This window comes from Sodalis sp. C49 (assembly GCF_046352915.1).
Lineage (GTDB): Bacteria > Pseudomonadota > Gammaproteobacteria > Enterobacterales > Enterobacteriaceae > Acerihabitans.
The window spans coordinates 2,124,082-2,148,788 of record NZ_CP163303.1; the positions used below are offsets into that span (position 1 = coordinate 2,124,082).

Sequence of the window (24,707 nt, forward strand, 5' to 3'; positions counted from 1 at the left end):
TTTTATCTGCGCGCCAGTATCACCGGCTGCCTGGCGGCGCTGAAACGCAAAAAAAGGCGCTGATAAATCAGCGCCTTGGATAATGAAAGCTCCCCCGTAACGGCGGGTATGGCGGCGGCGCGAGATGCGCCGACCGCCGGGCGGGCCTTATTGTGCCCCGGCCAGTACTTCGCCGACGATTTCCACCGCCTCGCGTTCGATTTGTTCCCGGTGCTTAGGCCCCAGGAAGCTTTCGCAATAAATTTTGTAGGCCTCCTCGGTGCCGGACGGCCGCGCGGCGAACCAGCCGTTTTTGGTCATCACCTTCAGGCCGCCGATGGACGCGCCGTTGCCGGGCGCCTCGGTCAAGCGCGCGGTGATGGGGTCGCCGGCCAGGGTGCTGGCAGAGACCATTTCAGGCGACAGCTTGGCCAAAACGGCCTTCTGCGCGTGGGTGGCCGACGCCTGGATGCGGTTATAGCTGGGCGCGCCGAAACGTTGCGCCAGTTCATCATAGTGCTGTTGGGGATTTTTACCGGTGACCGCGGTAATTTCCGCCGCCAGCAGGCACATGATGATACCGTCTTTATCCGTGGACCAGGGCTTGCCGTCAAAACGCAGGAACGAGGCGCCGGCGCTCTCTTCGCCGCCAAAACCCAGGGTGCCGTCGAACAGGCCGTCGACAAACCATTTAAACCCGACGGGCACTTCCACCAGACGGCGGCCCAGATCGGCCACCACCCGGTCAATCATTTCACTGGAGACCAGGGTTTTGCCCACCGCCACGTCGGCGCCCCACTGCGGACGGTGCTGGAACAGGTAGTTGATCGCCACCGCCAGGAAATGATTGGGGTTCATAAGACCCGCCGGGGTAACGATGCCGTGCCGATCGTAATCCGGATCGTTGGCCAGGGCCAGGTCGAACTTATCACGCAGCGACAGCAGGCCGGTCATGGCCCATTGGGACGAACAGTCCATGCGGATAATGCCGTCGTGGTCGAGATACATAAAGCGGAAGGTCTGGTCGATTTGCTCGTTCACCAGCGTCAAATCGAGTTGGTAATGCTCGGCGATGCGCTGCCAATAGGCAATGCCGGACCCGCCCAGCGGATCGACGCCCAGTTTCAGTCCCGCTTTTTTGATGGCCGCCATGTCCACGACCTCGGCCAGCCCCGCCACATAGGACTGCACCAGATCCTGCGCATGGATATGGCCGCTGTTCCAGGCCGCGTCCAGCGACTGGCGCTTAACGCCGCGCAAATCGTCCGCCAGCAGGGCATTGGCGCGCTCTTCGATCACTTTGGTCAGATTCGTGTCCGCCGGTCCGCCGTTAGGCGGATTGTATTTGATGCCGCCATCTTCCGGCGGATTATGGGACGGGGTGATGACAATGCCGTCGGCCTGGGCGCCGCCGGCGCGATTGTGCGTCAGGATGGCGTTGGACACCGCCGGCGTCGGGGTAAAGCCGTTGTCCTGCTGGACGATGATTTCCACGCCGTTGGCGCTGAGTACTTCCAATACCGAAATAAACGCCGGTTCGGACAGCGCATGGGTGTCCTTGCCCACATAACACGGGCCGGTAACGCCCTGCCTGGCGCGCTCTTCGGCAATGGCCTGGCTGATGGCCAGGATATGGGCTTCATTGAAACTGTGGCGCCCCGCGCTGCCGCGATGGCCTGAAGTACCGAATTTTACCGCATGCGCGGTGTTGCCCGGCTCCGGACGCAACACATAATACTGCGAGGTTAACTGCGCGACATTGATTAAATCGCTTTGCCGGGCGGGCTGCCCGGCGCGGGGGCTATTAGCCATCGGTGCTTCTCCCTTGCCTGCTGTTGATCAAATGGTACCGCAAACTTTATCGGTCAGTTCCACGGGGAACTGCATTGCCAGCATAATGTGTTCCACCATGCTCCGTTTACGATCGGTGTTGGTGTTGGTGATAACCCAGTAGGGCGTTTGCGCTACCTGCTTGGGTTTAGTATGGCTGCCATTTTGCAATAATGTCTGCTCATCAGCGGCAAAATAAGTACGGGTGCGGCCGTGCAGGATATCCGCCGCCTCGGTAAATTCGGCGGGCGACAGGCTATACAGGGTGGACAGCACCAGCATAAAACGATCAACCGCCTTGCGCTGCTCGGCGTAGCTGTCGGAAAGGAGGAGCTCACGCATGGCGCGCACGCGATCGCGGGTCGCAGACACGGCCTGCGTCTTGAGGGGCGTTTCCGGCGGCGGCGCACTGCGCGCTGCGGCGCTGGCCTGAGCATTAAATTTCAGCATCCGGCGTAAAATATCCGAGGCGCTTTCGCCGATATGCTGCGTATGGCTGGCGATATAGCGGTAAAGGTCTTCGTCGACTTCAATTGTTTTCATCTTTATCCGGGGCTTTCTTCTCATAAATCAATCAAAAGGATTATACAAGCTAAACCGGCCCCGCGAATAGCGCTAGTATCCGGCTTCGGTAAAAAGTCGGAATTTCCCCCGAGGGCCTTCCTGGCGCCGCCGCTTTTTTTACGGCCGCGGGACGGATAACTCATGATAGGCTATCAGGCTCTGTTATCGCCATGAGGATCAGGATGAAATTACACTATCGTCTGCAACCTGCCCGGCAGCCGGGTGAAGCACTGCCGGTGATATTGCTGCACGGGCTGTTCGGTAGCCTTGATAACCTGGGCGTGCTGGCCAGGCCGCTTGGGGAACACCACGCCACCCTGCAGATTGATCTGCGCAATCACGGCTTGTCCCCCCATGACCACGATGCCGGTTACGCCGCCATGAGCCGGGACGTGATCGAATTGCTTGATGCGTTGCATATCGACGCCGGTCACCTCATCGGCCATTCCATGGGCGGCAAGGTCGCCATGACCCTCGCCGCCCAGGCGCCCGGCCGCGTTGCGCGGCTGGCGGTTATCGATATGGCGCCGGTGGCCTACCCCACCCGTCACCATGACAACGTCTTCGCCGCGCTCAGGCGCGTCGAGGCGGCGGGCGTCACACAGCGCACGGAGGCGGCGGCGCTCATGCGCCATGACGCCCTTGATGAGGAAACCATCCAGTTTTTGCTGAAATCCTTTCACCAGGGCCGGTGGCGGTTTAACGTCGAGGCGCTGTGGGATAACTATCCGGCGCTTATCGGCTGGCGGGAGTCGGCGCCCTGGCTAGGGCCGGTGCTGTTTATCCGCGGTGAAAAATCGCCCTATCTGGATGACGGTTACCGCCAGGCGATCCAACGCCAGTTCCCCCGGGCGCGGGCGCATGTGGTCGCCGGCGCCGGTCATTGGGTTCATGCGGAGAAACCCGCGGCGGTCATGCGCGCCCTGGCCCGTTTCCTGGAAGAATAGGCCGGGCCGCCGCCGGGATTAGCGCCGGCGAGTTTAATATTGTCGTTTGCTACCGGGCTGGGGTAACATGGCCCGCTGTGTTTTATGGCAGCCCCGGCGTACATAAAACATAACGTTACGGGCGATGCGCGTCCGGCGGCGTAGCCAGCCACGCCGCCGGCCGGGGTTTGCCCGCCTGCTTCTTGATGCACAATCCCTTCATGACCTATGGCAAAAGAACAAACGGACCGCACCACCCTGGATTTATTTATCGATGAGCGGCGCCCGGGAAGACCGAAGACGAACCCCCTGTCCCGCGATGAGCAGTTGCGCATCAACAAGCGTAACCAGCTGCGCCGGGATAAAAAGCGCGGCCTGCGCCGGGTGGAGCTGAAAATCAACGCCGAGGCGGTGGATGCGTTAAATGAGCTGGCCTACCGGCAAAACCTGTCGCGCAGCGAGCTGATCGAATTGATTTTACTGGCCGAGCTTGAACGGCAACAAGGCGCGGATCCGCATCCGGAATAAACTTGCCGGCCCGGTAAAGCGCCATCCCGTCCAGGGCCCAAGGCCGCGGACGGGGCAAATTTGCGACAAAACCCGGCCGGCGAGTTTCTCCCCGCATAAGGGTCTGCTATGATTGCCGCAGAGCATCGCTGATTCTGTTACGGAACATATCCATAATATTTAAGAGGTTTTCAAATTCATGGCAACTGTAGGCATTTTTTTTGGCAGTGACACCGGCAATACCGAAAATATTGCCAAAATGATTCAGAAGCAACTGGGTGCGGATGTTGCCGAAGTTCATGACATTGCCAAAAGTAGTAAAGAAGACCTGGCGCGGTTCGACACCCTGCTGCTCGGCATCCCGACCTGGTATTACGGCGAAGCGCAATGTGACTGGGATGATTTTTTCCCCACCCTGGAAGAAATAGATTTCTCCGGCAAAAAAGTGGCGCTGTTCGGCTGTGGCGATCAGGAGGATTACGCCGAATATTTCTGTGACGCCATGGGCACCATTCGCGACATTATCGAGCCCAACGGCGCGACCATCGTCGGTCACTGGCCCACCGCCGGCTATCATTTCGAAGCGTCGAAAGGACTGGCGGACGACAATCACTTCATCGGCCTGGCCATTGACGAAGACCGCCAGCCCGAGCTGACCAATGAACGCGTGGACGGCTGGGTGAAGCAAATCAGCGCTGAATTGCAGCTCAGCTAAAGTCAAGCCGTGCGGGAGGGTGCCGTCGCGACGGCGCCCGGCAAGAGAATCGGTTGCCGTCATGGCGTCGGGACGGCGCCGCCAACCTCACTGATAACTAAATCCTTTCAAATTAATAGATACAAGTTTTTAACTTTTATCCACAACGCGGTACAATAGCGCAGCGGTTCCACCCTTTTTAGCAAAATGTTGCAGAATTCGCCCCCTGAAACGGGCTATAGTTGTTAACAAGGCGCGGTTTTCATTTTGGACAGGCAGTCTTATAATGAGACGGCGTCACATTTTTCGGGCCGACCGATGTTATAGGCTAAGCTAGCCTACAATCAGATTATCAAAGTAACAGGACTAAACCCGCATGACTGACAATAATATTGCATTGAAGAAGGCCGGCCTGAAAGTCACCCTTCCCAGACTGAAGATTCTGGAAGTGTTGCAAGATCCGGAATGCCATCACGTCAGTGCGGAAGATCTGTACAAAAAACTGATCGATATGGGTGAGGAAATCGGCCTGGCCACGGTATATCGCGTGCTAAACCAATTTGACGACGCCGGTATCGTAACCCGCCACAATTTTGAAGGCGGCAAATCCGTTTTTGAACTGACGCAACAGTATCATCATGACCACCTGATCTGTCTGGACTGCGGCAAGGTTATCGAATTTCGCGACGAGTTCATCGAAGCGCGCCAGCGTGATATTGCCAAAAGGCACAATATCAAGCTGACCAACCATAGCTTATATCTGTATGGGCATTGTGAAATCGGCAACTGCCGCGAAGACGAAACGCTGCACGATCACGCCGATATGCTCAACGGCGTAAAAGAATAACCGCGGCGCGGTCCGTTTCTCCAAAGCGGCTGTTATCGCGCCGCTTTCTCACCCTGCAACGATTTTTTTCAATGAGGCTAAACGCCGCCCGTCCCCTTCCCTGGTAACGTTTCCTTCCCGAAGCGCGTCGACAAGCGTCGTATCCGCCAATCACCGCCGTGCTCACCGCCGGCAAACTCCAGAAAACTTCACAGAAAATAAAAATAAATAAAGAATAAATTGAGGCCCTGCGACGCTTTTTTGGGCTCGTCTGCGTAATACATTGAAACGCCAGCGTTTTTATTGCGATTTTTTCACCGGGTAAATTATTCTGTGAATATGATGATAAAGCTATTTTTCGCTGCCAGCAGTAAGCGACAACAAAAGATACATTTTAATTATATGATTTTATTGAATTAATATAGCCAAAAATACCTTCCTGAAATTAACCCGGATCGGTGACTCGATTTTTACACAAAAAGTTAATTTATAAATTAATAAAAAACGTGAAGTTCGCAGCAGATTTTAAACTTTCGCCATGGTGATATAGTGACAGGCAATGTTAATCACCAGAGATAGTCCAGATGAATGATGCGGAACTGCAAAACGATATGCCGCGCGGCATAGGCATTGCTCCTTATATTCGTATTAAACAAGAAGGCATGACTGAAAACGAAAGCCGGATAGTGGAGTGGTTTTTATCTCCCGGCAACCTCACCGACGTCTCGGGGATCAAAGAGGTGGCCCTGAGTCTGGGCCTGTCGGAAGCCATGATTGTCAAGGTGTCGAAAATTCTCGGTTTCAGCGGCTTTCGCCAGCTGCGCAGCGCCATCGTCGAGTACTTCGATCATGCCGACCATGATATCACCGCCGAACTCTCGCCCACCGACAGCCCGGAGGATGTGGTCAACAAAGTGTTTAACCTGACCGTACGCACCATTGTCGAAGGCCAGGCGATAGTCGACGCCAACGTCATCCAGCAGGCGGCCCAATGCTTTTTTGCCGGCCATCAGCGCGAGCTGTACGGCGTCGGCGGCTCTAATTCCATTTGCGCGGACGTGCAGCATAAATTCCTGAAAATCGGCTTGCGTTGCAATGCCTACCTGGACGCGCATTTGATGATGATGTCGGCCTCCCTGTTGCAACCGGGCGATGTGGCGTTGGTGGTATCCCATTCGGGCCGCACCAGCGATCTGAAACGGGTGGTGTCGATTGCCAAGGATAATGGGGCCAAGATCATTTGTATTACCCATAGCAGCAATTCCCCTATAGCCCAGCTGGCTGATTTTAATATTTGTTCACCGGCGCCGGAAACGCCGTTATTAGGCAGAAACGCTTCGGCCCGTATTTTGCAGCTTACGCTGCTGGATGCGTTTTATGTCTCGGTAGCGCGGCAGGATATCGAGCTGGCGAATAAAAACCTGGAAAAAACGAGTTCCATTACCAAGTACCTGAAGCGTGATTATAAATAATTCTCTTTTGGAGATAGAATAATGAATAAATTTCTTAAATTGGCCGGTGGCGCCGCCTGTGGACTGATGTTGTCCACCGTGGTCCACGCGGCAGCCGATTACGCCGTTGTTCTTAAAACATTATCCAACCCTTTCTGGGTAGAGATGAAACAAGGCATTGAGAAAAAGGCCCAGGATCTCGGCGTGACGGTGGATATATTCGCGTCACCGTCGGAAGGCGACTTCCAATCGCAATTACAATTATTCGAGGATTTAACCAATAAGAATTATAAAGGCATCGCCTTTGCGCCTTTATCGGCGGTGAATCTGGTGATTCCCGTCGCCAAGGCTTATCAGAAAGGGATTCACCTGGTTAACCTCGACGAAAAAATCGATTTAGCCAGCCTGGCCAAGGCCAAGGGCAACGTCGAAGCCTTTATCACCACCGATAATGTCGCGGTCGGCGCGAAAGGCGCCAAATTTATCATCGACAGCTTGGGCGCCCAGGGCGGCGAAGTGGCCATTATCGAAGGCAAGGCCGGCAACGCCTCTGGCGAGGCGCGGCGCAACGGCGCGACCGCGGAGTTCAAGGCCAACAGCCATATCAAGCTGGTGGCCAGCCAGCCGGCGGATTGGGATCGCATCAAGGCGCTGGACGTGGCGACCAATGTGCTGCAACGTCATCCCCAGCTGAAGGCCTTCTACTGCGCCAACGATACCATGGCGATGGGCGTGGCGCAGGCGGTGGCCAACGCGGGACAGACCGGCAAGATCCTGGTGGTCGGCACCGACGGTATTCCCGAGGCGCGCAAGATGGTCGCCCAGGGCATGATGACCGCCACCGTGGCCCAGAATCCGGCGGAAATCGGCGCCAACGGCCTGGCCATCCTGGTGAATACGGTGAAAGCGGGCAAGCTGATTGCGCTTGATGCCCAGCCGAAAATTGAAACCGTCGATTCTATATTAGTCACCAAATAGTCCAGGTGCCGCAAGACCGCCTATTCCCGCCGTCTTGTCATTAATCCGGAGAGTAATATGAGCACTCCATATATTAAAATGGAGGGGATCGCCAAATCCTTTGGTCCCGTCCAGGCGTTGCAATCAGTTGACCTGGAAATATACCCTAATGAGATACATGCTTTATTAGGTGAAAACGGCGCCGGCAAATCAACCTTGATGAAAATACTTTCCGGTATTTATGAACCGACGGCGGGGAAAATAATAATTAATGATGTCGAGTACGCGAAGCTCGATCATAAAGTCGCTGCCAGATTGGGCATTGGTATAATTTACCAGGAATTAAGCGTTATCGATGAATTAACCGTGTTGGAGAATTTATTTATCGGCCGTCTGCCGGTAAAAAAAGTGTTCGGCGTAAACGTGGTGGACTGGCACGACATGCGTACCAAAGCGGCTATTATGCTGCTGCGCGTGGGGCTGAAAATACGGCTTGACGAAAAGGTGGGCAACCTGTCCATCAGCCAAAAGCAAATGCTGGAAATCGCCAAGACCCTGATGCTGGACGCCAGGGTGATCATCATGGACGAGCCGACCTCTTCCCTGACCTATAACGAAGTGGATTATCTGTTCCTGATCATGAACCAGCTGCGCCAGGACGGCACGGCGATTGTCTATATATCGCATAAGCTTAACGAAATACGCCGCATCTGCAACCGCTATACGGTGCTAAAGGACGGCAGCAGCGTCGCGTCCGGGCAGATGGGACAGGTGACCAACGATGATATTGTCCGGCTGATGGTCGGACGCGAGCTGCAAAACCGCTTTCGCTCCCTTAAGGAGAAGGTTGGCGGCGACACGGGGGACGCCGATATCATCTTTGCGGTGGAGAATATCACCAGCCGGGATAAACGCCGGGTCAAGCACGTCTCCTTCCAGGTAAAAAAGGGCGAAATCATGGGCTTTGCCGGACTGGTGGGGTCGGGACGCACCGAATTCATGAACTGCATCTTCGGCGTGGAACCGAAAAGCAGCGGCAAGGTGATGCTGCATAACGTCGATATCACGCCCTCTTCGCCGCTGGACGCCCTGAAGAAGGGCATGGGATATATCACCGAAAGTCGGCGTGAAAACGGCTTTTTTGATAATTTTTCCATTGCGCAGAATATCGCCATCAGCAAAAGCCTTAAGGATGGCGGCTATAAAGGTGCTCTGGGATTATTTAATGCGGATAAGGAAAGGCAGCTGGCGGAAACGCAGCGGCGGCTGCTATCGCTGAAATGCAGTTCGGTGGACCAAAATATCACTGAGTTATCCGGCGGCAACCAACAAAAGGTATTGATATCAAAATGGCTCTGCTGCGAGCCGGAGGTTATTATTTTTGACGAACCTACCCGCGGCATTGATGTCGGGGCCAAGGCGGAAATTTATAAGGTGATGCGCACATTGGCCGCCACGGGAAAAACCATATTGATGGTGTCATCCGAACTGCCGGAAATCATTACCGTATGCGACCGTATCGCAATATTTTGCGAAGGGACATTAGCCCATATTCTTGACAATAATGAGAGTATCGGGGAAGAAGATATTATGACGTGGGCTCTGCCACAAAGCTGAGGGAAATAAAAATGGAGAAGGCCACCTTTAACTTCCAAAAATTCTGGGATCAGTACGGCACGTTTTTTATCCTGGCGATTATTGTTGCCATATTCGGCTCTATATCCAGTGAATATTTTCTGAAAACCAACAATATTACCCAGATCCTGGTACAGAGTTCGGTAACGGTCTTGATCGGCATGGGCGAGTTTTTCGCCATCCTGGTGGCGGGCATCGACCTGTCGGTGGGGGCTATCCTGGCCTTGTCGGGCATGGTGACCGCCAAGCTGATGCTGGCGGGTCTTGACCCGGTCTCCGCCGCGCTGATTGGCGGGGTGGTGGTCGGCGGGCTATTGGGCGCCATCAACGGTTGCCTGGTTAACTGGACCGGCCTGCATCCCTTTATTATTACCCTCGGCACCAACGCTATTTTTCGCGGCATCACCCTGGTCATTTCCGATGCCAACTCGGTGTACGGCTTCTCATTCGGCTTTGTTAACTTCTTTGCCGGCAGCGTGCTGGGTATTCCGGTACCGGTGATTTTTGCTTTGATCATTGCGGTTATCCTGTGGTTTATTACCGCGCGCACCAGGCTTGGCAGAAATATTTACGCCCTGGGCGGCAACAAAAATTCGGCATTTTTTTCCGGTATCGACGTTAAATTCCATATGCTGGTAGTGTTTATTATTTCCGGCATCTGCGCCGGGCTCGCCGGCGTGGTATCCACCGCGCGCTTGGGCGCGGCCGAGCCTTTGGCCGGCATTGGCTTTGAGACCTATGCCATCGCCAGCGCCATTATCGGCGGCACCAGTTTTTTTGGCGGCAAGGGACGAATATTCTCGGTGGTAATTGGTGGTTTAATTATTGGCACGATTAACAATGGCCTTAATATTCTTCAGGTGCAAACGTATTACCAATTAGTTGTCATGGGGGGATTGATTATCGCCGCCGTGGCTTTAGATCGACTTATCAGTAAATAGGTAACCGATATGAAGATATCCCCTTCTTTAATGTGCATGGATTTATTAAAGTTTAAAGAGCAAATTGAATTTATCGATCGTCATGCGGATTATATCCATATCGATATCATGGACGGGCATTTTGTGCCCAATCTGACGCTGTCGCCGTTTTTTGTCGAGCAGGTCAAGCGCCTCGCCAGTAAGCCCCTGGATTGCCATTTAATGGTCACCCATCCGGAAGATTATATCGACAGCCTGGCGAAGGCGGGCGCCGGCATGATTACCCTTCATCCGGAAACCTTGTCCGGCCAGGCCTTTCGGCTTATTGAGAAGATCAGGTCCCTGGGATTGGGCGTGGGATTGATACTCAATCCTGAATCGTCGGTGGAGATGATGAAATATTATATCCATCTGGCGGACAAAATTACCGTCATGACCGTCGATCCCGGTTTTGCCGGCCAGCCGTTTATCACCGAAATGCTGGAAAAAATAGGCCAGCTCAAGGCATACCGCGAGAGCCACGGTTTGCGGTATGAAATTGAAATTGACGGTTCATGCAACCAGCGCACCTACCGTTCGCTGATCGCGGCGGGCGCGGATGTCTTTATCGTCGGTTCTTCCGGCCTGTTTAATAATGCGCCGGATATCCACCAGGCGTGGAAAATGATGACCGACCAAATCCAGGACGCGCGGAAAGAGGCCAGCTAAGATGAAAAACAGGCGGTTGGTGATAGTCGGCGTGGATATGGGCGCCACCCATATCCGCATCTGTTTGTTATCGCCCGATGGCCAGGTACTGGTCACGGCGAAAGAGCGCACTCTGCCGGTAGTGGAAAGCGGCCTGGCGGAAGGATTGTCGGCTTTTATCGGCCGCTTTCTCGTCCAGCGCGGCGCCGGGGTCGCCGCAGTGATGATTGGCTTTCCCGCGTCCATAGCCCGGGACAGGAAAACCATCATGTCCACGCCCAACCTGCCCTGCGCCACCCGCGAATTTGTGGATCTGGCGGCAGAACTGGAGCGGCGCCTGCAATGCCCGGTGGCCTTTGAGCGTGACGTAAACCTGCAGCTGTTTTATGACGTGAGCGAGCAGCGCCTGGGGGATAAGCTGGTGCTGGGATGTTATCTTGGCACCGGGTTCGGGTTTGCCATTTGGCTCAACGGCGCGCCTTATGTCGGCGCGCATGGCGTGGCCGGCGAACTGGGGCACATTCCCCTGGGCGATGACGGCGCGCGCTGCGGCTGCGGTAATACAGGCTGCCTGGAAACCGTCTGTTCAGGCGTGGCGCTGGCGCGATGGTATCACGGCGCGGCGCATGACTACGCGCTGTCCGATATTTTCACCTGCGCCCATGGCGATAGCTATATTACCGGCTTTATCGACACGGCGGCCAAGGCGATTGCCACCGGCGTAAACCTGTTTGATCCCGATCATATCCTGCTGGGGGGCGGCGTGATGGATATGGTGGATTTCCCCTACGATCGGCTGATTGCCAGGGCCGGCGACTTTATTCGCAAGCCGTTGCCCTATGAGGAAATCATTTTTGCCAAAGCGTCCTCGTCGGCGTTTAACGGCGCCATCGGCGCCGCCAGGCTGGGACTTCGGGTCGCGCAGGCTGCGTGCGCCGCCGGTTAGGCTACGCGTCGCACGCAGCGCCGCGGTCGATACCGCGGCGCCGGCGCGGCGTCAAACGGCGGTTTTGGTCCAGGTATCGCGCAGGCCTACGGTGCGGTTAAACACCGGTTTTTCCACGCTGAAATAGCGGCTGTCGGCGCAGAAATACCCTTCGCGTTCAAACTGGTAGGGCTTGCCCGGCAGCGCCTCAAGCGCGCTGGCCTCCACAAAGCCTTGTTTGATGACCAGCGACTCCGGGTTCAGCGTCGCGAGGAAATCATCCGCCGAGGCGGGGTTAGGGTCGCTGAACAGGCGATCGTACAAACGAAACTCGGCGGGGACGCCGTGGGTCGCCGAGACCCAATGAATCACCCCTTTCACCTTGCGCCCATCCGCCGGGTCCTTGCTCAGGGTCTCCGGATCGTAGGTGCAGTAAATGACGCTGATCTCGCCCTGCTCATCCTTGTCGATACGCTCCGCCTTGATCACATAGGCGTTGCGCAGGCGCACTTCCTTGCCCAACACCAGGCGCTTGTACTGTTTGTTGGCTTCCTCGCGAAAATCCGCCCGATCGATATAAATCTCGCGGCTAAAAGCCACCTGGCGCTCGCCCATCTCGGGTTTATTGGGATGCGTCGGCATGGTCACGGTTTCCTCGTGCCCGGCCGGCAGGTTTTCTATCACCAGTTTTACCGGATCGATCACCGCCATGGCGCGCGGCGCGGTTTCATTGAGATCTTCACGGATACAGGCTTCCAGCGCGGCGATTTCCACGTTGTTTTCCTGTTTGGTGACGCCGATGCGCCGGCAGAATTCACGAATGGACGCGGCGGTATAACCACGGCGCCGCAGGCCGGAGATGGTCGGCATGCGCGGGTCGTCCCAGCCCTCGACAATATTCTCCGCCACCAGTTGGGTCAGCTTGCGCTTGGACATAATGGCGTATTCAAGATTGAGGCGCGAAAATTCATACTGACGGGGATGACAATCGATAGTGATATTGTCCAGCACCCAGTCATATAAACGGCGGTTATCCTGGAATTCCAGGGTACACAGCGAATGGGTGATGCCTTCGAGGGCGTCGGAAATACAGTGGGTGAAGTCATACATCGGATAGATGCACCACTTCGAACCGGTCTGGTGGTGTTCGGCAAATTTAATGCGGTACAGCACCGGATCGCGCATCACCATAAACGGCGAGGCCATATCGATTTTAGCCCGCAGGCAGGCGCTGCCCTCGGGGAAACCGCCGTTGCGCATAATGGTAAACAGCGCCAGGTTGTCCTCGACCGAGCGATCGCGAAACGGACTGTTCCGGCCGGGCGTGGTGAGGTTGCCGCGGTATTCGCGAATGGCGTCGGGTGAAAGCTCATCCACATAAGCCAACCCTTTATTGATAAGCTCGATGGCATAGGCATGCAGCTGATCGAAATAATCGGAGGAGTAATGGATATTGCCGCTCCATTTAAAACCAAGCCACTGCACGTCTTCTTTGATTGAATCGACGAATTCTATATCTTCTTTCACCGGGTTGGTATCGTCGAAGCGCAGATTGCATTGGCCCTGGTAATCCTGGGCGATGCCGAAATTCAGGCAAATGGCCTTGGCATGGCCGATATGCAGATAGCCGTTAGGCTCCGGCGGAAAACGGGTATGCACCGAATGGTGCTTACCGGTTGCCAAATCTTCGTCAATTATTTGACGAATAAAATTAGTTGGGCGGGCTTCTGCCTCACTCATATTGCATTTCCTCTACGCGAACGCACGACATTCATTATGCTTATGTTCCAACAAGCCACGTCCCGACACAACCGTTAGTTGCAGAAATTCTTATGGCGCCGGGCGCGGTGCCGCGGCCGTCCTGTCGCCCTGACGGACAGGCTGGGTAACCGGGAGGCTATATTAGCATAGGCGCAACTGCGCCGGAGGATAACCGGGAACAGAATCGGGGGAAAAACGCCGTGTCGGGGAGAAACGGACACCGGCGCGCGAACCGCGCCGGAGCCGGGTAACGAGGGCGGCCTTATTTGGCGGTAACATCCAGCAGCGGTGTTACGCCTGCGACCACCGCGCCGCTGGCGATAGCGGTAATGGCGCCAAACTCATCCATATTGCTGATCACCACCGGGCTTATCATCGAGCGGGCATTGGCATTGAGATAGTCCAGATCCAGCTCCAATATCGGCTGCCCCTGGGTGACCTTGCTGCCCTCTTCCACCAGGGACGTAAAACCCTGGCCCTGCAGTCCGACGGTATCAATGCCGATATGCACAATCACTTCGGCGCCGGCGTCGGTTTCCAGGCAGAACGCGTGATGGGTGCCGAAGACCTTGACCAGGGTGCCGTTAGCCGGCGACAGCACCAGTTTCCCGGTCGGGCGGATGGCGACGCCGTCACCCACCGCTTTGCTGGCGAAGGCTTCGTCCGGCACCTGATCCAAGGGTACGATATCACCGGTTATCGGCGACGTCAGGCTAACCACCACCGGGCGCGCCACCGGCTCATGAACCACCGCGGCCGGCTGCACCGCCGCGGGTTGGGAAACGGAGCGCGACGCCGCGACCGGCCCTTCGGCCAGCACGGTACGCATGGCACCGGCGATAATTTCGGCTCGGGTGCCGACAATCACCTGCACGCTTTCCTTATTAAGACGGATAACGCCCTGGGCGCCGAGATTTTTTGCCAGGGAATCGTTGACCAGCGACGAATCCTTCACGTTCAGCCGCAGACGAGTGATACAGGCGTCAATGCCGGTCAGGTTTTCCGAGCCGCCCACCGCGCTGATGTAACGACGGGCCAGCGCCTGGGTTTCACCGGACTTGGTGGTGGCCATGGCCGGTTCGACGTCGACGTTATAGCCGTCGCTTTCGTCGCCGGCGACCGCCAGTTCACGCCCAGGAGTCAGCAGGTTGAAGCGTTTGATGGTAAAACGGAACACCAGGTAGTAAATAACAAAGAACACCAGTCCCTGCGGGATCAGCATATACCAATGGACCGCCAGCGGATTGCGCGAGGAAAGCACCATATCCACCAGGCCGGCGCTGAAACCAAACCCCGCCATCCAATGCATTTGCGCGGCGATGAATACCGACAGCCCGGTTAACAGGGCATGCAGGAAATACAGTACCGGCGCCACGAACATAAAGGAAAATTCCAGCGGTTCGGTGATCCCGGTAAAAAAGGCGGCAAACGCGCCGGCAATCATGATCCCGGCCACCTTGCTTTTGTTTTCCGGACGGGCGCATTGATAAATGGCCAGGGCGGCGCCCGGCAGGCCGAACATCATGATCGGGAAGAATCCGGCCTGGTAACGCCCGGTAATACCGACGATGGCGGTGCCCGCGTCAATGGACTGCTGGCCGCCGAAAAATTTGGGTATGTCGTTGATGCCGGCCACGTCGAACCAGAACACCGAGTTCAGCGCGTGGTGTAATCCCACCGGGATTAACAGCCGGTTAAAGAAGGCGTAGATACCGGCACCCACCGAACCGAGCTGCTGGATATGCTCGCCGAACGATACCAGGGCGTTAAACACCAGCGGCCAAACGTACATCAGGATAAAGGCCACCAGGATCATGACGAAGGACACCAGGATCGGCACCAGCCGCCGTCCGCTGAAGAACGACAGCGCCTTGGTCAGCTCGACATGGCTGAAGCGGTTGTACAGCTCGGCGGAGATAATCCCCACCAGGATGCCGACAAACTGGTTATTGATTTTACCGAAGGCCGCGGGCACATCGGCCAGGGGAATATGCTGGATCATCGACACGGAAGCCGGCGCGCACAGGGTGGTGACCACCAGAAAGCCGACCAGGCCGGATAAGGCCGCCGCGCCGTCTTTGTCCTTGGACATGCCGTAGGCCACGCCGACGGCGAACAACACCGACATATTTTCTATAATCGCCGATCCGGCCTTGATAAAGAAGGCCGCCCAGGCGCTGCCGCCGCCCCAGCCCACCGGGTCGATCCAGTAACCGACGCCCATCAGGATGGCGGCGGCGGGCAACGTTGCCACCGGCACCATCAACGCGCGGCCTATTTTTTGAAGATAACTGAGTATATTCACCTTGATTCCCCTTTTGACCTTATCGATCAACCCACAATGTAGGCTGTCTAACCCTTGCCTGCGAAAACCGCGCCTGACGAAGCTGCTCATACGCAGTGTAGAAAGTTTAATTTTCAACGCAAATTAATTACCGGTATTATGTGATTAGAATCACCTTGAACCGGTAAGATTTGTGACTTATTCTACTAAATATGTCAAACTTATTTTGCATCGCGAATAATCAGCTTATACTTTTGCCGTGCGGTCAGGGCGCCCTGGCTCCCGCTATGTAATGCCTGCGCGCTAACGTTATACTGTTAACACCGCTGCGGACACCCGTTTTTATCTATTAAAGAGGTCAGTCATGAGACTTATTCCGTTAGAAACCGCCGCCGACGTCGGCAAATGGGCCGCTCGTCATATCGTCGAGCGCATCAATGCCTTCAACCCCACCGCCGCACGCCCTTTTATTCTCGGACTGCCCACCGGCAGCACGCCGTTGGAAGCCTACAAATATCTTATTCAGATGCATAAAGCGGGCCAGGTCAGCTTCGAGCACGTGGTGACGTTTAACATGGATGAGTACGTCGGCCTGCCCGCCGCCCATCCGGAAAGCTATTACACCTTTATGCATCGCAATTTCTTCGATCACGTGAATATTCCGCGGGAAAACATCAATCTGCTCAACGGCAACGCCGATGATATCGACGCGGAATGCCGCCGCTATGAAGAAAAAATCAAGTCGTACGGCAAGATCCATCTGTTTATGGGCGGCGTCGGCAATGACGGGCATATCGCCTTTAACGAACCCGCCTCCTCCCTGGCGTCGCGCACCCGCGTCAAGACCCTGACGCTGGAAACCCGCCGGGCCAATTCCCGTTTCTTTGACAATGATATCGAGCAGGTGCCGCGTTTTGCCCTGACCGTCGGCGTCGGCACACTGCTGGACGCCGAAGAAGTGATGATCCTGGTCATCGGCCACAACAAAGCGCTGGCGCTGCAGGCGGCGGTGGAAGGCAACGTGAATCATATGTGGACAATAAGTTGCCTGCAGCTTCATGCTAAAGCGGTGATGGTGTGCGACGAACCCTCCACCATGGAGCTGAAAGTGAAGACGGTAAAATATTTCCGCGAACTGGAAGCCGCCAGTACCCTGAGCCTGAAAAACAGCTGATTGATAACCGGGAGCGAACGATGTACGCATTTACCAACGGCCGGATCTTTACCGGTCTCCAAGTCCTTGAACATCATGCGGTAATCATCAATGACGGGGCAATCGACGCGGTCTGCCCGCTGGATTCGCTGCCGGCGGATATTGAGCGGCGCGATCTCGACGGCGCCATCCTGGCCCCGGGATTTATCGACCTGCAGCTTAACGGCTGCGGCGGCGTGCAGTTCAATGATTCCCTGGACGCCCTGACGGTGGAAACGCTGGAAATCATGCAGCGCGCCAATGTCAAATCGGGCTGCACCAGCTTTTTGCCCACCCTGATTACCAGCACCGATGCGTTTATGCGCCGCGCCGTCGAGGTGATGCGCGCATTCCTGGCGCAGCATAAGCACCAGGCATTGGGCCTGCACCTGGAAGGGCCTTACCTGAATCCGATAAAAAAAGGCACGCACGATCCGGCGCTGATGCGCAAGCCCTCGCCGGAAATGGTGGATTACCTGTGCGCCAACGCCGATGTCATCGCCCAGTTGACCCTGGCGCCGGAACAGGTCGACGTCGGGATTATCCGCCGGCTGAGCCAGGCGGGCATCATGGTGTCGGCCGGTCATTCCAACGCCACCTATGATGAGGCGAAAGCGGGTTTTGCCGCCGGCATCGGCTTCGCCACCCATCTGTTCAACGCCATGCCGCCCCTTACCGGACGCGAGCCCGGGCTTATCGGCGCAATTTACGACACGCCGTCGCTCTATTGCGGCATCATCGCCGACGGACTGCACGTCAACTACGCCAATATTCGCAACACCAAACGCATCAAGGGCGATAAACTGGTGCTGGTCACCGACGCCACCGCGCCCGCCGGCGCCGATAACCAGATTGATCGGTTCATTTTTGCCGGTAAAACAATATACTACCGGGACGGCCTGTGTCTGGATGAAAACGGCACCCTGAGCGGTTCGGCGCTGACGATGATTGAAGCGGTGCGCAACAGCGTGGAATTCGCCGGTATCGCGCTGGATGAAGCATTGCGCATGGCGACCCTTTACCCGGCCCAGGCCCTGGGCGTGGCGGCGCAGTTGGGTACCTTGCAGGCAGGCAAGGTGGCTAACCTGACGGCGTTCACCCGCGATTACCGGATAACCAGGACTATCGTTAATGGCAACGAAGTTCTCTGATGAGCGAGTAATAAACCGATGACCCCAGGCGGACACGCCCCGATAGGAAACGTTGACCTGGTCAAACAGCTCAACAGCGCTGCGGTGTACCGCCTGATCGATATGTCGGGGCCGATTTCGCGCATCCAGATTGCCGAACAAAGCCAGCTGGCGCCGGCCAGCATCACCAAAATCACCCGTCAGCTGCTGGAGCGGGGACTGATCCGCGAGGTGGACCAGCAGGCTTCCACCGGCGGCCGGCGCGCCATCTCCATCGTCGCCGAAACCCGCGCCTTCCAGGCGATTGGCGTGCGTCTCGGTCGCCATGACACCACCATCACCCTCTACGATCTGACCGGCAAATCACTGTACGAAGAATTCACCCCGCTGCCGGAAACCACGCAGCAGGCGCTGGAAGCGGCGCTGTTCAGCGCCATCGCGCGTTTCCTGGAGCAGATCCAGCGTAAATCCCGGGAGCTCATCGCCATTTCGGTGATCCTGCCGGGCCTGGTGGATCCGTATTCCGGGGTGGTGCGTTATATGCCGCATATCAGCGTGAGCGCCTGGCCGCTGGTGGAAAATTTGCAAAAACGCTTTCATCTTACCGCTTTTGTCGGCCACGATATTCGCAGTCTGGCGCTGGCGGAGCACTATTTTGGTGCAACACAGGACTGCGCGGATTCCATTTTGGTTCGTTTGCACCGCGGCACCGGCGCCGGGATCCTGGTCAACGGCCAGATTTTTCTCGGCAGCAACGGTAACGTGGGGGAAATCGGCCATATCCAGGTCGACCCGCTGGGCGAGCGCTGCCATTGCGGCAATTTCGGCTGCCTGGAAACCATCGCCGCCAACGGCGCCATTGAAAAGCGGGTGCGCCACCTGCTCGACCAGGGCTACCCCAGCAGGCTGACGCTGGATAATTGCCAGATCGGCGCCATTTGCAAAGCCGCCAATCGCGGCGATACGCTGGCCTGCGAGGTTATCGAGCAGGTGGGTCATCACCTGGGCAAAGCGGTGGCCATCGCCATTAACCTGTTCAATCCGCAAAAAGTGGTGCTGGCCGGTGAGATTACCGAAGCCCATAAGGTGTTGCTGCCGGCGGTGCAGCGCTGTATCGATAATCAGGTACTGAACGGTTTTCGCCAAAATCTGCCGGTGGTGATTTCCGCGCTGGATCACGGCTCCGCCATCGGCGCCTTTGCGCTGGTCAAGCGCGCGATGCTTAACGGCGTATTGCTCCAGCGCCTGCTGGAAAACAGCTGATTGCCGGGTCATCGGGTTTTATGGCATTTACGATCGGTCAAATTTGCCGGTGTTTTTCCTTCTTTTATTGATGATTATTGATAATTAGCCGCTTAAAAATGAATTATCACCAGCAGCATGGCTTTTTTCATTGATTGATCTTGAATAATGGTGTCATTTTAGTGCTAAATCGATGTCAACAGCAAAGCATTAGCCCCGAGACCGGCCTAAGGAAAAGAGAATGTGTTCTATTTTTGGTGTACTGGATTTGCAATCGGATCCGAGCGAACTGCGTAAAACCGCGCTGGAAATGTCGCGCCTGATGCGTCATCGCGGTCCCGACTGGTCGGGAGTGTTTGCCAGCGACCAGGCCATCCTGGCCCATGAACGCCTGTCCATCGTCGACGTCAATACCGGCGCGCAACCCTTATATAACGCCGCGCATACCCATGTGCTGGCGGTGAATGGCGAAATTTATAACCATCAGGCGCTGCGCCAGGAGCTGGGGGACCGCTATGCGTTCCAGACCGGTTCCGACTGCGAAGTGATCCTGGCCCTGTACCAGGAAAAAGGACCGGCCTTCCTCGACGATCTGCGCGGTATGTTCGCCTTCATTTTGTATGATACCGAGAAAGACGCCTACCTGATCGGCCGCGACCATATGGGCATTATCCCGCTATATATGGGGCATGATGAAAACGGCACGCTGTATGTGGCGTCGGAAATGAAGGCGCTGGTGCCGGTATGCCTGAGCATTAAGGAATTTCCCCCGGGAAGTTATCTGTGGAGCCAGGACGGAGAAATCCGCGAATATTACACCCGCGATTGGTTCTCTTATGACAACGTGAAGGACAACACTACCGATAAAGCGGCGCTGCGCGACGCGCTGGAAGAGTCGGTCAAAAGTCATTTGATGTCGGATGTTCCTTACGGCGTGCTGTTATCCGGCGGGCTGGATTCATCGGTTATTTCCGCCATCACCAAGAAGTATGCCGCCCGGCGGGTGGAAGACGGCGCGCGCAGCGAGGCCTGGTGGCCGCAGTTGCACTCTTTTGCCGTCGGCCTGGAAGGCTCGCCCGATCTGCGCGCCGCCAAGGAAGTGGCTACCCATCTGGGTACCGTGCATCATGAAGTGCATTTCACCGTGCAGGAAGGCCTGGATGCCATCCGCGACGTGATTTACCATATCGAGACCTATGATGTCACCACCATCCGCGCCTCGACGCCGATGTACCTGATGTCGAGGAAAATTAAGGCGATGGGCATCAAGATGGTGCTGTCTGGCGAGGGAGCCGACGAGGTTTTCGGCGGTTATCTCTATTTCCATAAGGCGCCGAACGCCAAAGAGTTTCATGAAGAGCTGGTGCGCAAGCTGCAGGCGCTGCATATGTATGACTGCGCGCGCGCCAATAAGGCGATGTCCGCCTGGGGCGTGGAGGCGCGCGTGCCGTTCCTGGATAAAAACTTCCTTGACGTGGCGATGCGTATTAACCCGCAGGATAAAATGTGCGGACACGGCAAAATTGAAAAGCATGTACTGCGCGAATGTTTTGCGTCCTACCTGCCGGAAAGCATTGCCTGGCGGCAGAAAGAGCAGTTTTCCGACGGTGTGGGCTATAGCTGGATCGACACGCTGAAGGAAATGGCCGGCAAGCAGATTACCGATCAGCAATTGGCTAACGCGCATTTCCGTTTCCCGTACAATACGCCGACGTCTAAAGAGGCTTATTTTTACCGGGAAATCTTCGCGGAGCTGTTCCCGTTGCCAAGCGCGGCGGAGTGTGTGCCGGGAGGTCCGTCGGTGGCCTGTTCCTCGGCGAAGGCCATCGAATGGGATGAGTCGTTTAAAAATATGGACGACCCGTCGGGACGGGCGGTGGGTGTGCATCAGTCCGCGTACTAAAGCTATCGGCACGCTCTCCCTTTAACTTGTCTGCGTTAGGTCCGGTGTTGGCGGGCCTGGCATGCCATGAGGCGCTCGGTCGGGCGGGAACACCACGCCCGATTCGACCCCATTGGCACGCTCTCCCTTGACTCGTCTGGGTTGAGTTCAGCGTTGGCGGGCCTGGCATGCCATGGGGCGCTCGGTCGGGCGGGAACACCACGCCCGATTCGACCCCATTGGCACGCTCTCCCTTGAACACGTCCGGGTTGAGTTCAGCGTTGGCGGGCCTAGCGCACCATGGGGCGCTCGGTCGGGCGGGAAAACCACGCCCGATTCGACCCCATTGGCACGCTCTCCCTTGAACACGTCCGGGTTGAGTTCAGCGTTGGCGGGCCTAGCGCACCATGGGGCGCTCGGTCGGGCGGGAACACCACTCCCGATTGGACCCCATTGGCACGCTCTCCCTTGAACACGGCTGCGTTAGGTCCGGTGTTGGCGGGCCTAGCGCACCATGGGGCGCTCGGTCGGGCGGGAAAACCACGCCCGATTCGACCCCATTGGCACGCTCTCCCTTAATACGTTTGCGTTGAGTTCAGCGTTGGCGGGCCTGGCGCGCCATGGGTCGCGCGCCCTTTAACATGTCTGCTTTGAGCTTAGGGTTATCATCAAACTCACCGGGCCTTTACGGCCCGGTTTTTATTTGTTTGAATAGGAAAATCAGGCCTTATGCGGTTTTTATCATCAGGTTGCTCATAAGCCAGACAAACAGCATGCGCAAAGCCTGATTACCGAAAAAAGGTGTTGACTGGATTTCTGCAACTACGCATAATGCGCCCCGCAACGCCGAATGAAGGTCACGCGGAAAGATGGCTACGTAGCTCAGCTGGTTAGAGCACAGCACTCATAATGCTGGGGTCACAGGTTCGAATCCCGTCGTAGCCACCATACTTTGCGGGAGTGGCGAAATTGGTAGACGCACCAGATTTAGGTTCTGGCGCCGCAAGGTGTGCGAGTTCAAGTCTCGCCTCCCGCACCATGATTTCGGTTACGCAGCGGATGGGGTATAGCCAAGCGGTAAGGCAGCGGGTTTTGATCCCGCCACTCCCAGGTTCGAATCCTGGTACCCCAGCCATTAACCTCGCCCGGGCGAGGTTGCAAGCGGGAAAAGTTGCAAAAACGTTTGGATGATTGGGATATAGCCAAGCGGTAAGGCAGCGGGTTTTGATCCCGCCACCCCCAGGTTCGAATCCTGGTATCCCAGCCAAAAAAAAGTTGAAAAAGTTTTTAAAAAGTATTGTAAGTCCCGAATTTTTAAGTATAATTCGGCTACGTAGCTCAGCTGGTTAGAGCACAGCACTCATAATGCTGGGGTCACAGGTTCGATTCCCGTCGTAGCCACCACATTTTTGGGGTATCGCCAAGCGGTAAGGCAGCGGATTCTGATTCCGCCACCCCAGGTTCGAATCCTGGTACCCCAGCCATACAAAGACTGCGCAAGCAGCGAAAAGCGGGGCGATTGTCGAAAGACATCGCTCCGCTTTTTTTATGCGTGTCTTCTGCCCTTCCTTTCAGATCATCCTTGCAAAGGGTATCAGCCCGTCGCCGCGCGTTAGCAAAAAAATCAGGATTATCCTAATTATTTTGCAACTAAACGCGGCGCAAGTAATCCCAGATCATGGTATCGGCCATATTGTTAAGGGCACAATCACCGACGATTTCGCGCGGGAAACGGCATGTGGCCTTTCACAAAAAGATCGTTGCCCGAGCTAGTCGTTTAATTAAGCAGGTTTCAGGGAGCTGTTCTCGTCTTTGGTGGTGCGCTACATAAGGTAAATTCAAGCACGATCAAATGATAAATTGACCATTATTCATTGGGACTCAATGATGATTAACTTTAAAACAGCAAGTATTGAAGAGTTGAAAATAGAATATAAGCGCCTGGCCAAGCTGGTGGGCGATATGCCCTTCGGCACCAAAAAAGAGTTTTACCATCTTCCGGCGATCCTGGCCGACGATGAAAAACCGCTGGCGGTGGCAACGGGCCTGATGGGCGGCAATACCTGGCTGATTACCCTGACCAACTACCGGATTATTTTCCTGGATAAAGGCATGGTTTACGGTCTGAAGCAGGTTTTCGTCGATCTGGCGAGCGTGGTTTCCGTAAGCGGGCGCACCAAGATGATGACCGGCAGCATTACCCTGAGCACCACAGGTCAAAACTATACCATCGAGAATGTGATGAAAGGCGCGGTCACCCCGTTTACCAATATGGTGAATATCGCACGGGAAACGCTCAGCCAGCAGCCGCAGATGCGGCAGGCGGCGGGCACCCGTGCGCAATATGACGTGATCACCCAGTTGGAAAAACTGGCGGCGCTGAAAGAACGCGGCATTTTAAGCGATCAGGAATTCAGCGTGCAAAAAGAGAAAATCCTGGCGATGTAACGCCCACCTGCGCTTAGCGGGACATGCAGGGGAAAGCGCCATCCCGGCTGATTGTCCACGCCTCTATTATCGCTTAAGCGCAGGCGCAGGCGGTGTTTTCTGTGCCGTCCGGCATGAAAAGCCCGCCGGATAAGATCGCCTAAGCGTCCTTTGGCCGATCTGGCAGCAGCGCGCGCATCAAATGCTGACTGCGCGGCAATAAGCCTATCTTAAGGCCAAGTGGCTTAAATACCCGGTTTAATATCGACAACGACTGGCTGCCCTGGTCTCGTTCGATATCGGATAGAGTACGACGGCTGATATTGATCTGGATTTTGGTCGTCATCCTGAAAAGTATCGATCCAGATTTCGTTGTTGGCGGAGCAACGTAATAATAGTTTTGGCGCCTCCTCACCAGCGCCAGTGGCGCCACCGCCCGCCGCGCCCATCTGTTGTGCGTATTCTAAAAAATCAGTATTCCGCTCGGCCACATCCTGTACGGTAAACCGAATTTGATTAATTTGTTTAACCGCGGGTAAATCGGTTAAGGATTCCTTAATGCGCATATTTCCCACGGGAGCAATAACGCCTGACCGCAACCGAGCGCTATCTTGTTGGGTTGACGGCAGGCATTGATCGGTAGTTTTCCATGAGTACCGCAGGCAAATTGCTACTACAGGCATGCTCATCATCCCGTTCCATGAATTCCAGCGCATAATCAAACGCGTAACCGAGTAACGTTAAACTCGCGCGTCCTTGGTCAGGTTCGGAAAATGTGATAGACGCGGCGTCCTGCCCTCTTCCTTCGACAAAAATTTCAATAGTCAATTTCATGGACACCTTCAATGAGCAATGTTTTGCTCTTTTAGCGCTAACGTTTTTAAAATG

At 55.7% G+C, this 24,707-nt stretch carries 21 protein-coding genes and 6 tRNA genes; 21 read left to right on the plus strand and 6 right to left on the minus strand.

Annotated elements, in window-relative coordinates; all coding sequences use genetic code 11:
• Positions 1-147: 147 nt before the first annotated feature.
• Both pgm and seqA read right to left on the minus strand, forming a co-directional pair.
• Entirely contained in the window at positions 148-1,791 is a 1,644-nt protein-coding gene (pgm, locus tag ABUK12_RS09625; protein WP_410016062.1) for a phosphoglucomutase (alpha-D-glucose-1,6-bisphosphate-dependent), read from the minus strand.
• A 27-nt stretch (positions 1,792-1,818) separates the two neighbouring features.
• The gene (seqA, locus tag ABUK12_RS09630; RefSeq protein WP_410016063.1) at positions 1,819-2,352 is read right to left on the minus strand and encodes a replication initiation negative regulator SeqA; all 534 of its coding nucleotides are present in this window, start codon (positions 2,350-2,352) and stop codon (positions 1,819-1,821) included.
• A 203-nt stretch (positions 2,353-2,555) separates the two neighbouring features.
• Between seqA and ABUK12_RS09635 the strand changes: the two genes are divergently transcribed.
• From ABUK12_RS09635 to alsK, 10 genes are all read left to right on the plus strand, one after another.
• Complete coding sequence (locus ABUK12_RS09635; RefSeq protein ID WP_410016064.1) at positions 2,556-3,320, plus strand: alpha/beta fold hydrolase; 765 nt, start codon at positions 2,556-2,558, stop codon at positions 3,318-3,320.
• 207 nt (positions 3,321-3,527) lie between these two features.
• Complete coding sequence (ybfE, locus tag ABUK12_RS09640; RefSeq protein ID WP_410016065.1) at positions 3,528-3,827, plus strand: LexA regulated protein; 300 nt, start codon at positions 3,528-3,530, stop codon at positions 3,825-3,827.
• Positions 3,828-4,005: 178 nt separating this feature from the next.
• Positions 4,006-4,521 (plus strand): flavodoxin FldA, encoded by a 516-nt coding sequence (fldA, locus tag ABUK12_RS09645; protein WP_410016066.1) that lies wholly within the window; start codon positions 4,006-4,008, stop codon positions 4,519-4,521.
• A 355-nt stretch (positions 4,522-4,876) separates the two neighbouring features.
• Complete coding sequence (gene fur, locus ABUK12_RS09650) at positions 4,877-5,347, plus strand: ferric iron uptake transcriptional regulator (protein ID WP_410016067.1); 471 nt, start codon at positions 4,877-4,879, stop codon at positions 5,345-5,347.
• A 563-nt stretch (positions 5,348-5,910) separates the two neighbouring features.
• The gene (gene alsR, locus ABUK12_RS09655; RefSeq protein ID WP_410016068.1) at positions 5,911-6,798 is read left to right on the plus strand and encodes a transcriptional repressor AlsR; all 888 of its coding nucleotides are present in this window, start codon (positions 5,911-5,913) and stop codon (positions 6,796-6,798) included.
• A gap of 21 nt (positions 6,799-6,819) precedes the next feature.
• Positions 6,820-7,755, plus strand: coding sequence for a D-allose transporter substrate-binding protein (gene alsB / locus ABUK12_RS09660; RefSeq protein WP_410016069.1), 936 nt, complete (start codon positions 6,820-6,822; stop codon positions 7,753-7,755).
• A gap of 57 nt (positions 7,756-7,812) precedes the next feature.
• Positions 7,813-9,351 (plus strand): D-allose ABC transporter ATP-binding protein AlsA, encoded by a 1,539-nt coding sequence (gene alsA, locus ABUK12_RS09665; RefSeq protein WP_410016070.1) that lies wholly within the window; start codon positions 7,813-7,815, stop codon positions 9,349-9,351.
• An 11-nt stretch (positions 9,352-9,362) separates the two neighbouring features.
• The gene (gene alsC / locus ABUK12_RS09670; RefSeq protein ID WP_410016071.1) at positions 9,363-10,310 is read left to right on the plus strand and encodes a D-allose ABC transporter permease; all 948 of its coding nucleotides are present in this window, start codon (positions 9,363-9,365) and stop codon (positions 10,308-10,310) included.
• A 9-nt stretch (positions 10,311-10,319) separates the two neighbouring features.
• The gene (gene alsE / locus ABUK12_RS09675) at positions 10,320-10,997 is read left to right on the plus strand and encodes a D-allulose 6-phosphate 3-epimerase (protein WP_410016072.1); all 678 of its coding nucleotides are present in this window, start codon (positions 10,320-10,322) and stop codon (positions 10,995-10,997) included.
• A gap of 1 nt (position 10,998) precedes the next feature.
• Positions 10,999-11,922, plus strand: coding sequence for an allose kinase (gene alsK / locus ABUK12_RS09680; RefSeq protein WP_410016073.1), 924 nt, complete (start codon positions 10,999-11,001; stop codon positions 11,920-11,922).
• A 51-nt stretch (positions 11,923-11,973) separates the two neighbouring features.
• Here the strand turns inward: alsK and glnS are convergent, their stop codons facing one another.
• The gene (gene glnS, locus ABUK12_RS09685; RefSeq protein WP_410016074.1) at positions 11,974-13,641 is read right to left on the minus strand and encodes a glutamine--tRNA ligase; all 1,668 of its coding nucleotides are present in this window, start codon (positions 13,639-13,641) and stop codon (positions 11,974-11,976) included.
• A 283-nt stretch (positions 13,642-13,924) separates the two neighbouring features.
• The gene (gene nagE, locus ABUK12_RS09690; RefSeq protein WP_410016075.1) at positions 13,925-15,967 is read right to left on the minus strand and encodes an N-acetylglucosamine-specific PTS transporter subunit IIBC; all 2,043 of its coding nucleotides are present in this window, start codon (positions 15,965-15,967) and stop codon (positions 13,925-13,927) included.
• A 343-nt stretch (positions 15,968-16,310) separates the two neighbouring features.
• On the opposite strand from nagE, the gene nagB reads away from it, so the two are divergent.
• The 11 genes from nagB to ABUK12_RS09745 all read left to right on the plus strand — a co-directional run bounded on the left by nagB (position 16,311) and on the right by ABUK12_RS09745 (position 23,840).
• Entirely contained in the window at positions 16,311-17,120 is an 810-nt protein-coding gene (gene nagB, locus ABUK12_RS09695) for a glucosamine-6-phosphate deaminase (protein WP_410016076.1), read from the plus strand.
• A 20-nt stretch (positions 17,121-17,140) separates the two neighbouring features.
• Entirely contained in the window at positions 17,141-18,289 is a 1,149-nt protein-coding gene (gene nagA / locus ABUK12_RS09700; protein ID WP_410016077.1) for an N-acetylglucosamine-6-phosphate deacetylase, read from the plus strand.
• Positions 18,290-18,307: 18 nt separating this feature from the next.
• Complete coding sequence (nagC, locus tag ABUK12_RS09705; protein ID WP_410016078.1) at positions 18,308-19,531, plus strand: DNA-binding transcriptional regulator NagC; 1,224 nt, start codon at positions 18,308-18,310, stop codon at positions 19,529-19,531.
• A 220-nt stretch (positions 19,532-19,751) separates the two neighbouring features.
• Positions 19,752-21,413 (plus strand): asparagine synthase B, encoded by a 1,662-nt coding sequence (gene asnB, locus ABUK12_RS09710; RefSeq protein ID WP_410016079.1) that lies wholly within the window; start codon positions 19,752-19,754, stop codon positions 21,411-21,413.
• Between the two features lie 850 nt (positions 21,414-22,263).
• A tRNA-Met gene (locus ABUK12_RS09715) sits at positions 22,264-22,340 on the plus strand.
• 6 nt (positions 22,341-22,346) lie between these two features.
• Positions 22,347-22,431 (plus strand) — tRNA-Leu (locus ABUK12_RS09720).
• Between the two features lie 21 nt (positions 22,432-22,452).
• Positions 22,453-22,527: transfer RNA gene (locus ABUK12_RS09725), tRNA-Gln, on the plus strand.
• Between the two features lie 57 nt (positions 22,528-22,584).
• A tRNA-Gln gene (locus tag ABUK12_RS09730) sits at positions 22,585-22,659 on the plus strand.
• Between the two features lie 60 nt (positions 22,660-22,719).
• Positions 22,720-22,796: transfer RNA gene (locus tag ABUK12_RS09735), tRNA-Met, on the plus strand.
• Positions 22,797-22,802: 6 nt separating this feature from the next.
• Positions 22,803-22,876, plus strand: a tRNA-Gln gene (locus ABUK12_RS09740).
• Between the two features lie 400 nt (positions 22,877-23,276).
• Positions 23,277-23,840 (plus strand): PH domain-containing protein, encoded by a 564-nt coding sequence (locus ABUK12_RS09745; RefSeq protein WP_410016080.1) that lies wholly within the window; start codon positions 23,277-23,279, stop codon positions 23,838-23,840.
• Positions 23,841-24,064: 224 nt separating this feature from the next.
• Here the strand turns inward: ABUK12_RS09745 and ABUK12_RS09750 are convergent, their stop codons facing one another.
• Together ABUK12_RS09750 and ABUK12_RS09755 are read right to left on the minus strand one after the other, a co-directional pair.
• Positions 24,065-24,385, minus strand: coding sequence for a hypothetical protein (locus ABUK12_RS09750; protein ID WP_410016081.1), 321 nt, complete (start codon positions 24,383-24,385; stop codon positions 24,065-24,067).
• Between the two features lie 40 nt (positions 24,386-24,425).
• Positions 24,426-24,653, minus strand: a complete 228-nt coding sequence (locus ABUK12_RS09755; RefSeq protein ID WP_410016082.1) for a hypothetical protein — start codon at positions 24,651-24,653, stop codon at positions 24,426-24,428.
• Positions 24,654-24,707 lie beyond the last annotated feature (54 nt).

Bases quoted from the DNA above. Each gene is read 5' to 3' on its own strand.
- ybfE (WP_410016065.1), top strand. From the start codon at position 3,528: ATGGCAAAAGAACAAACGGACCGCACCACCCTGGATTTATTTATCGAT.
- ABUK12_RS09745 (WP_410016080.1), top strand. From the start codon at position 23,277: ATGATGATTAACTTTAAAACAGCAAGTATTGAAGAGTTGAAAATAGAA.
- seqA (WP_410016063.1), bottom strand. From the start codon at position 2,352: ATGAAAACAATTGAAGTCGACGAAGACCTTTACCGCTATATCGCCAGC.
- alsB (WP_410016069.1), top strand. From the start codon at position 6,820: ATGAATAAATTTCTTAAATTGGCCGGTGGCGCCGCCTGTGGACTGATG.
- nagB (WP_410016076.1), top strand. From the start codon at position 16,311: ATGAGACTTATTCCGTTAGAAACCGCCGCCGACGTCGGCAAATGGGCC.
- nagC (WP_410016078.1), top strand. From the start codon at position 18,308: ATGACCCCAGGCGGACACGCCCCGATAGGAAACGTTGACCTGGTCAAA.
- nagA (WP_410016077.1), top strand. From the start codon at position 17,141: ATGTACGCATTTACCAACGGCCGGATCTTTACCGGTCTCCAAGTCCTT.
- ABUK12_RS09755 (WP_410016082.1), bottom strand. From the start codon at position 24,653: ATGAAATTGACTATTGAAATTTTTGTCGAAGGAAGAGGGCAGGACGCC.
- fur (WP_410016067.1), top strand. From the start codon at position 4,877: ATGACTGACAATAATATTGCATTGAAGAAGGCCGGCCTGAAAGTCACC.
- asnB (WP_410016079.1), top strand. From the start codon at position 19,752: ATGTGTTCTATTTTTGGTGTACTGGATTTGCAATCGGATCCGAGCGAA.
- alsK (WP_410016073.1), top strand. From the start codon at position 10,999: ATGAAAAACAGGCGGTTGGTGATAGTCGGCGTGGATATGGGCGCCACC.
- glnS (WP_410016074.1), bottom strand. From the start codon at position 13,641: ATGAGTGAGGCAGAAGCCCGCCCAACTAATTTTATTCGTCAAATAATT.
- alsA (WP_410016070.1), top strand. From the start codon at position 7,813: ATGAGCACTCCATATATTAAAATGGAGGGGATCGCCAAATCCTTTGGT.
- pgm (WP_410016062.1), bottom strand. From the start codon at position 1,791: ATGGCTAATAGCCCCCGCGCCGGGCAGCCCGCCCGGCAAAGCGATTTA.
- alsE (WP_410016072.1), top strand. From the start codon at position 10,320: ATGAAGATATCCCCTTCTTTAATGTGCATGGATTTATTAAAGTTTAAA.
- ABUK12_RS09750 (WP_410016081.1), bottom strand. From the start codon at position 24,385: ATGCGCATTAAGGAATCCTTAACCGATTTACCCGCGGTTAAACAAATT.
- ABUK12_RS09635 (WP_410016064.1), top strand. From the start codon at position 2,556: ATGAAATTACACTATCGTCTGCAACCTGCCCGGCAGCCGGGTGAAGCA.
- fldA (WP_410016066.1), top strand. From the start codon at position 4,006: ATGGCAACTGTAGGCATTTTTTTTGGCAGTGACACCGGCAATACCGAA.
- alsC (WP_410016071.1), top strand. From the start codon at position 9,363: ATGGAGAAGGCCACCTTTAACTTCCAAAAATTCTGGGATCAGTACGGC.
- alsR (WP_410016068.1), top strand. From the start codon at position 5,911: ATGAATGATGCGGAACTGCAAAACGATATGCCGCGCGGCATAGGCATT.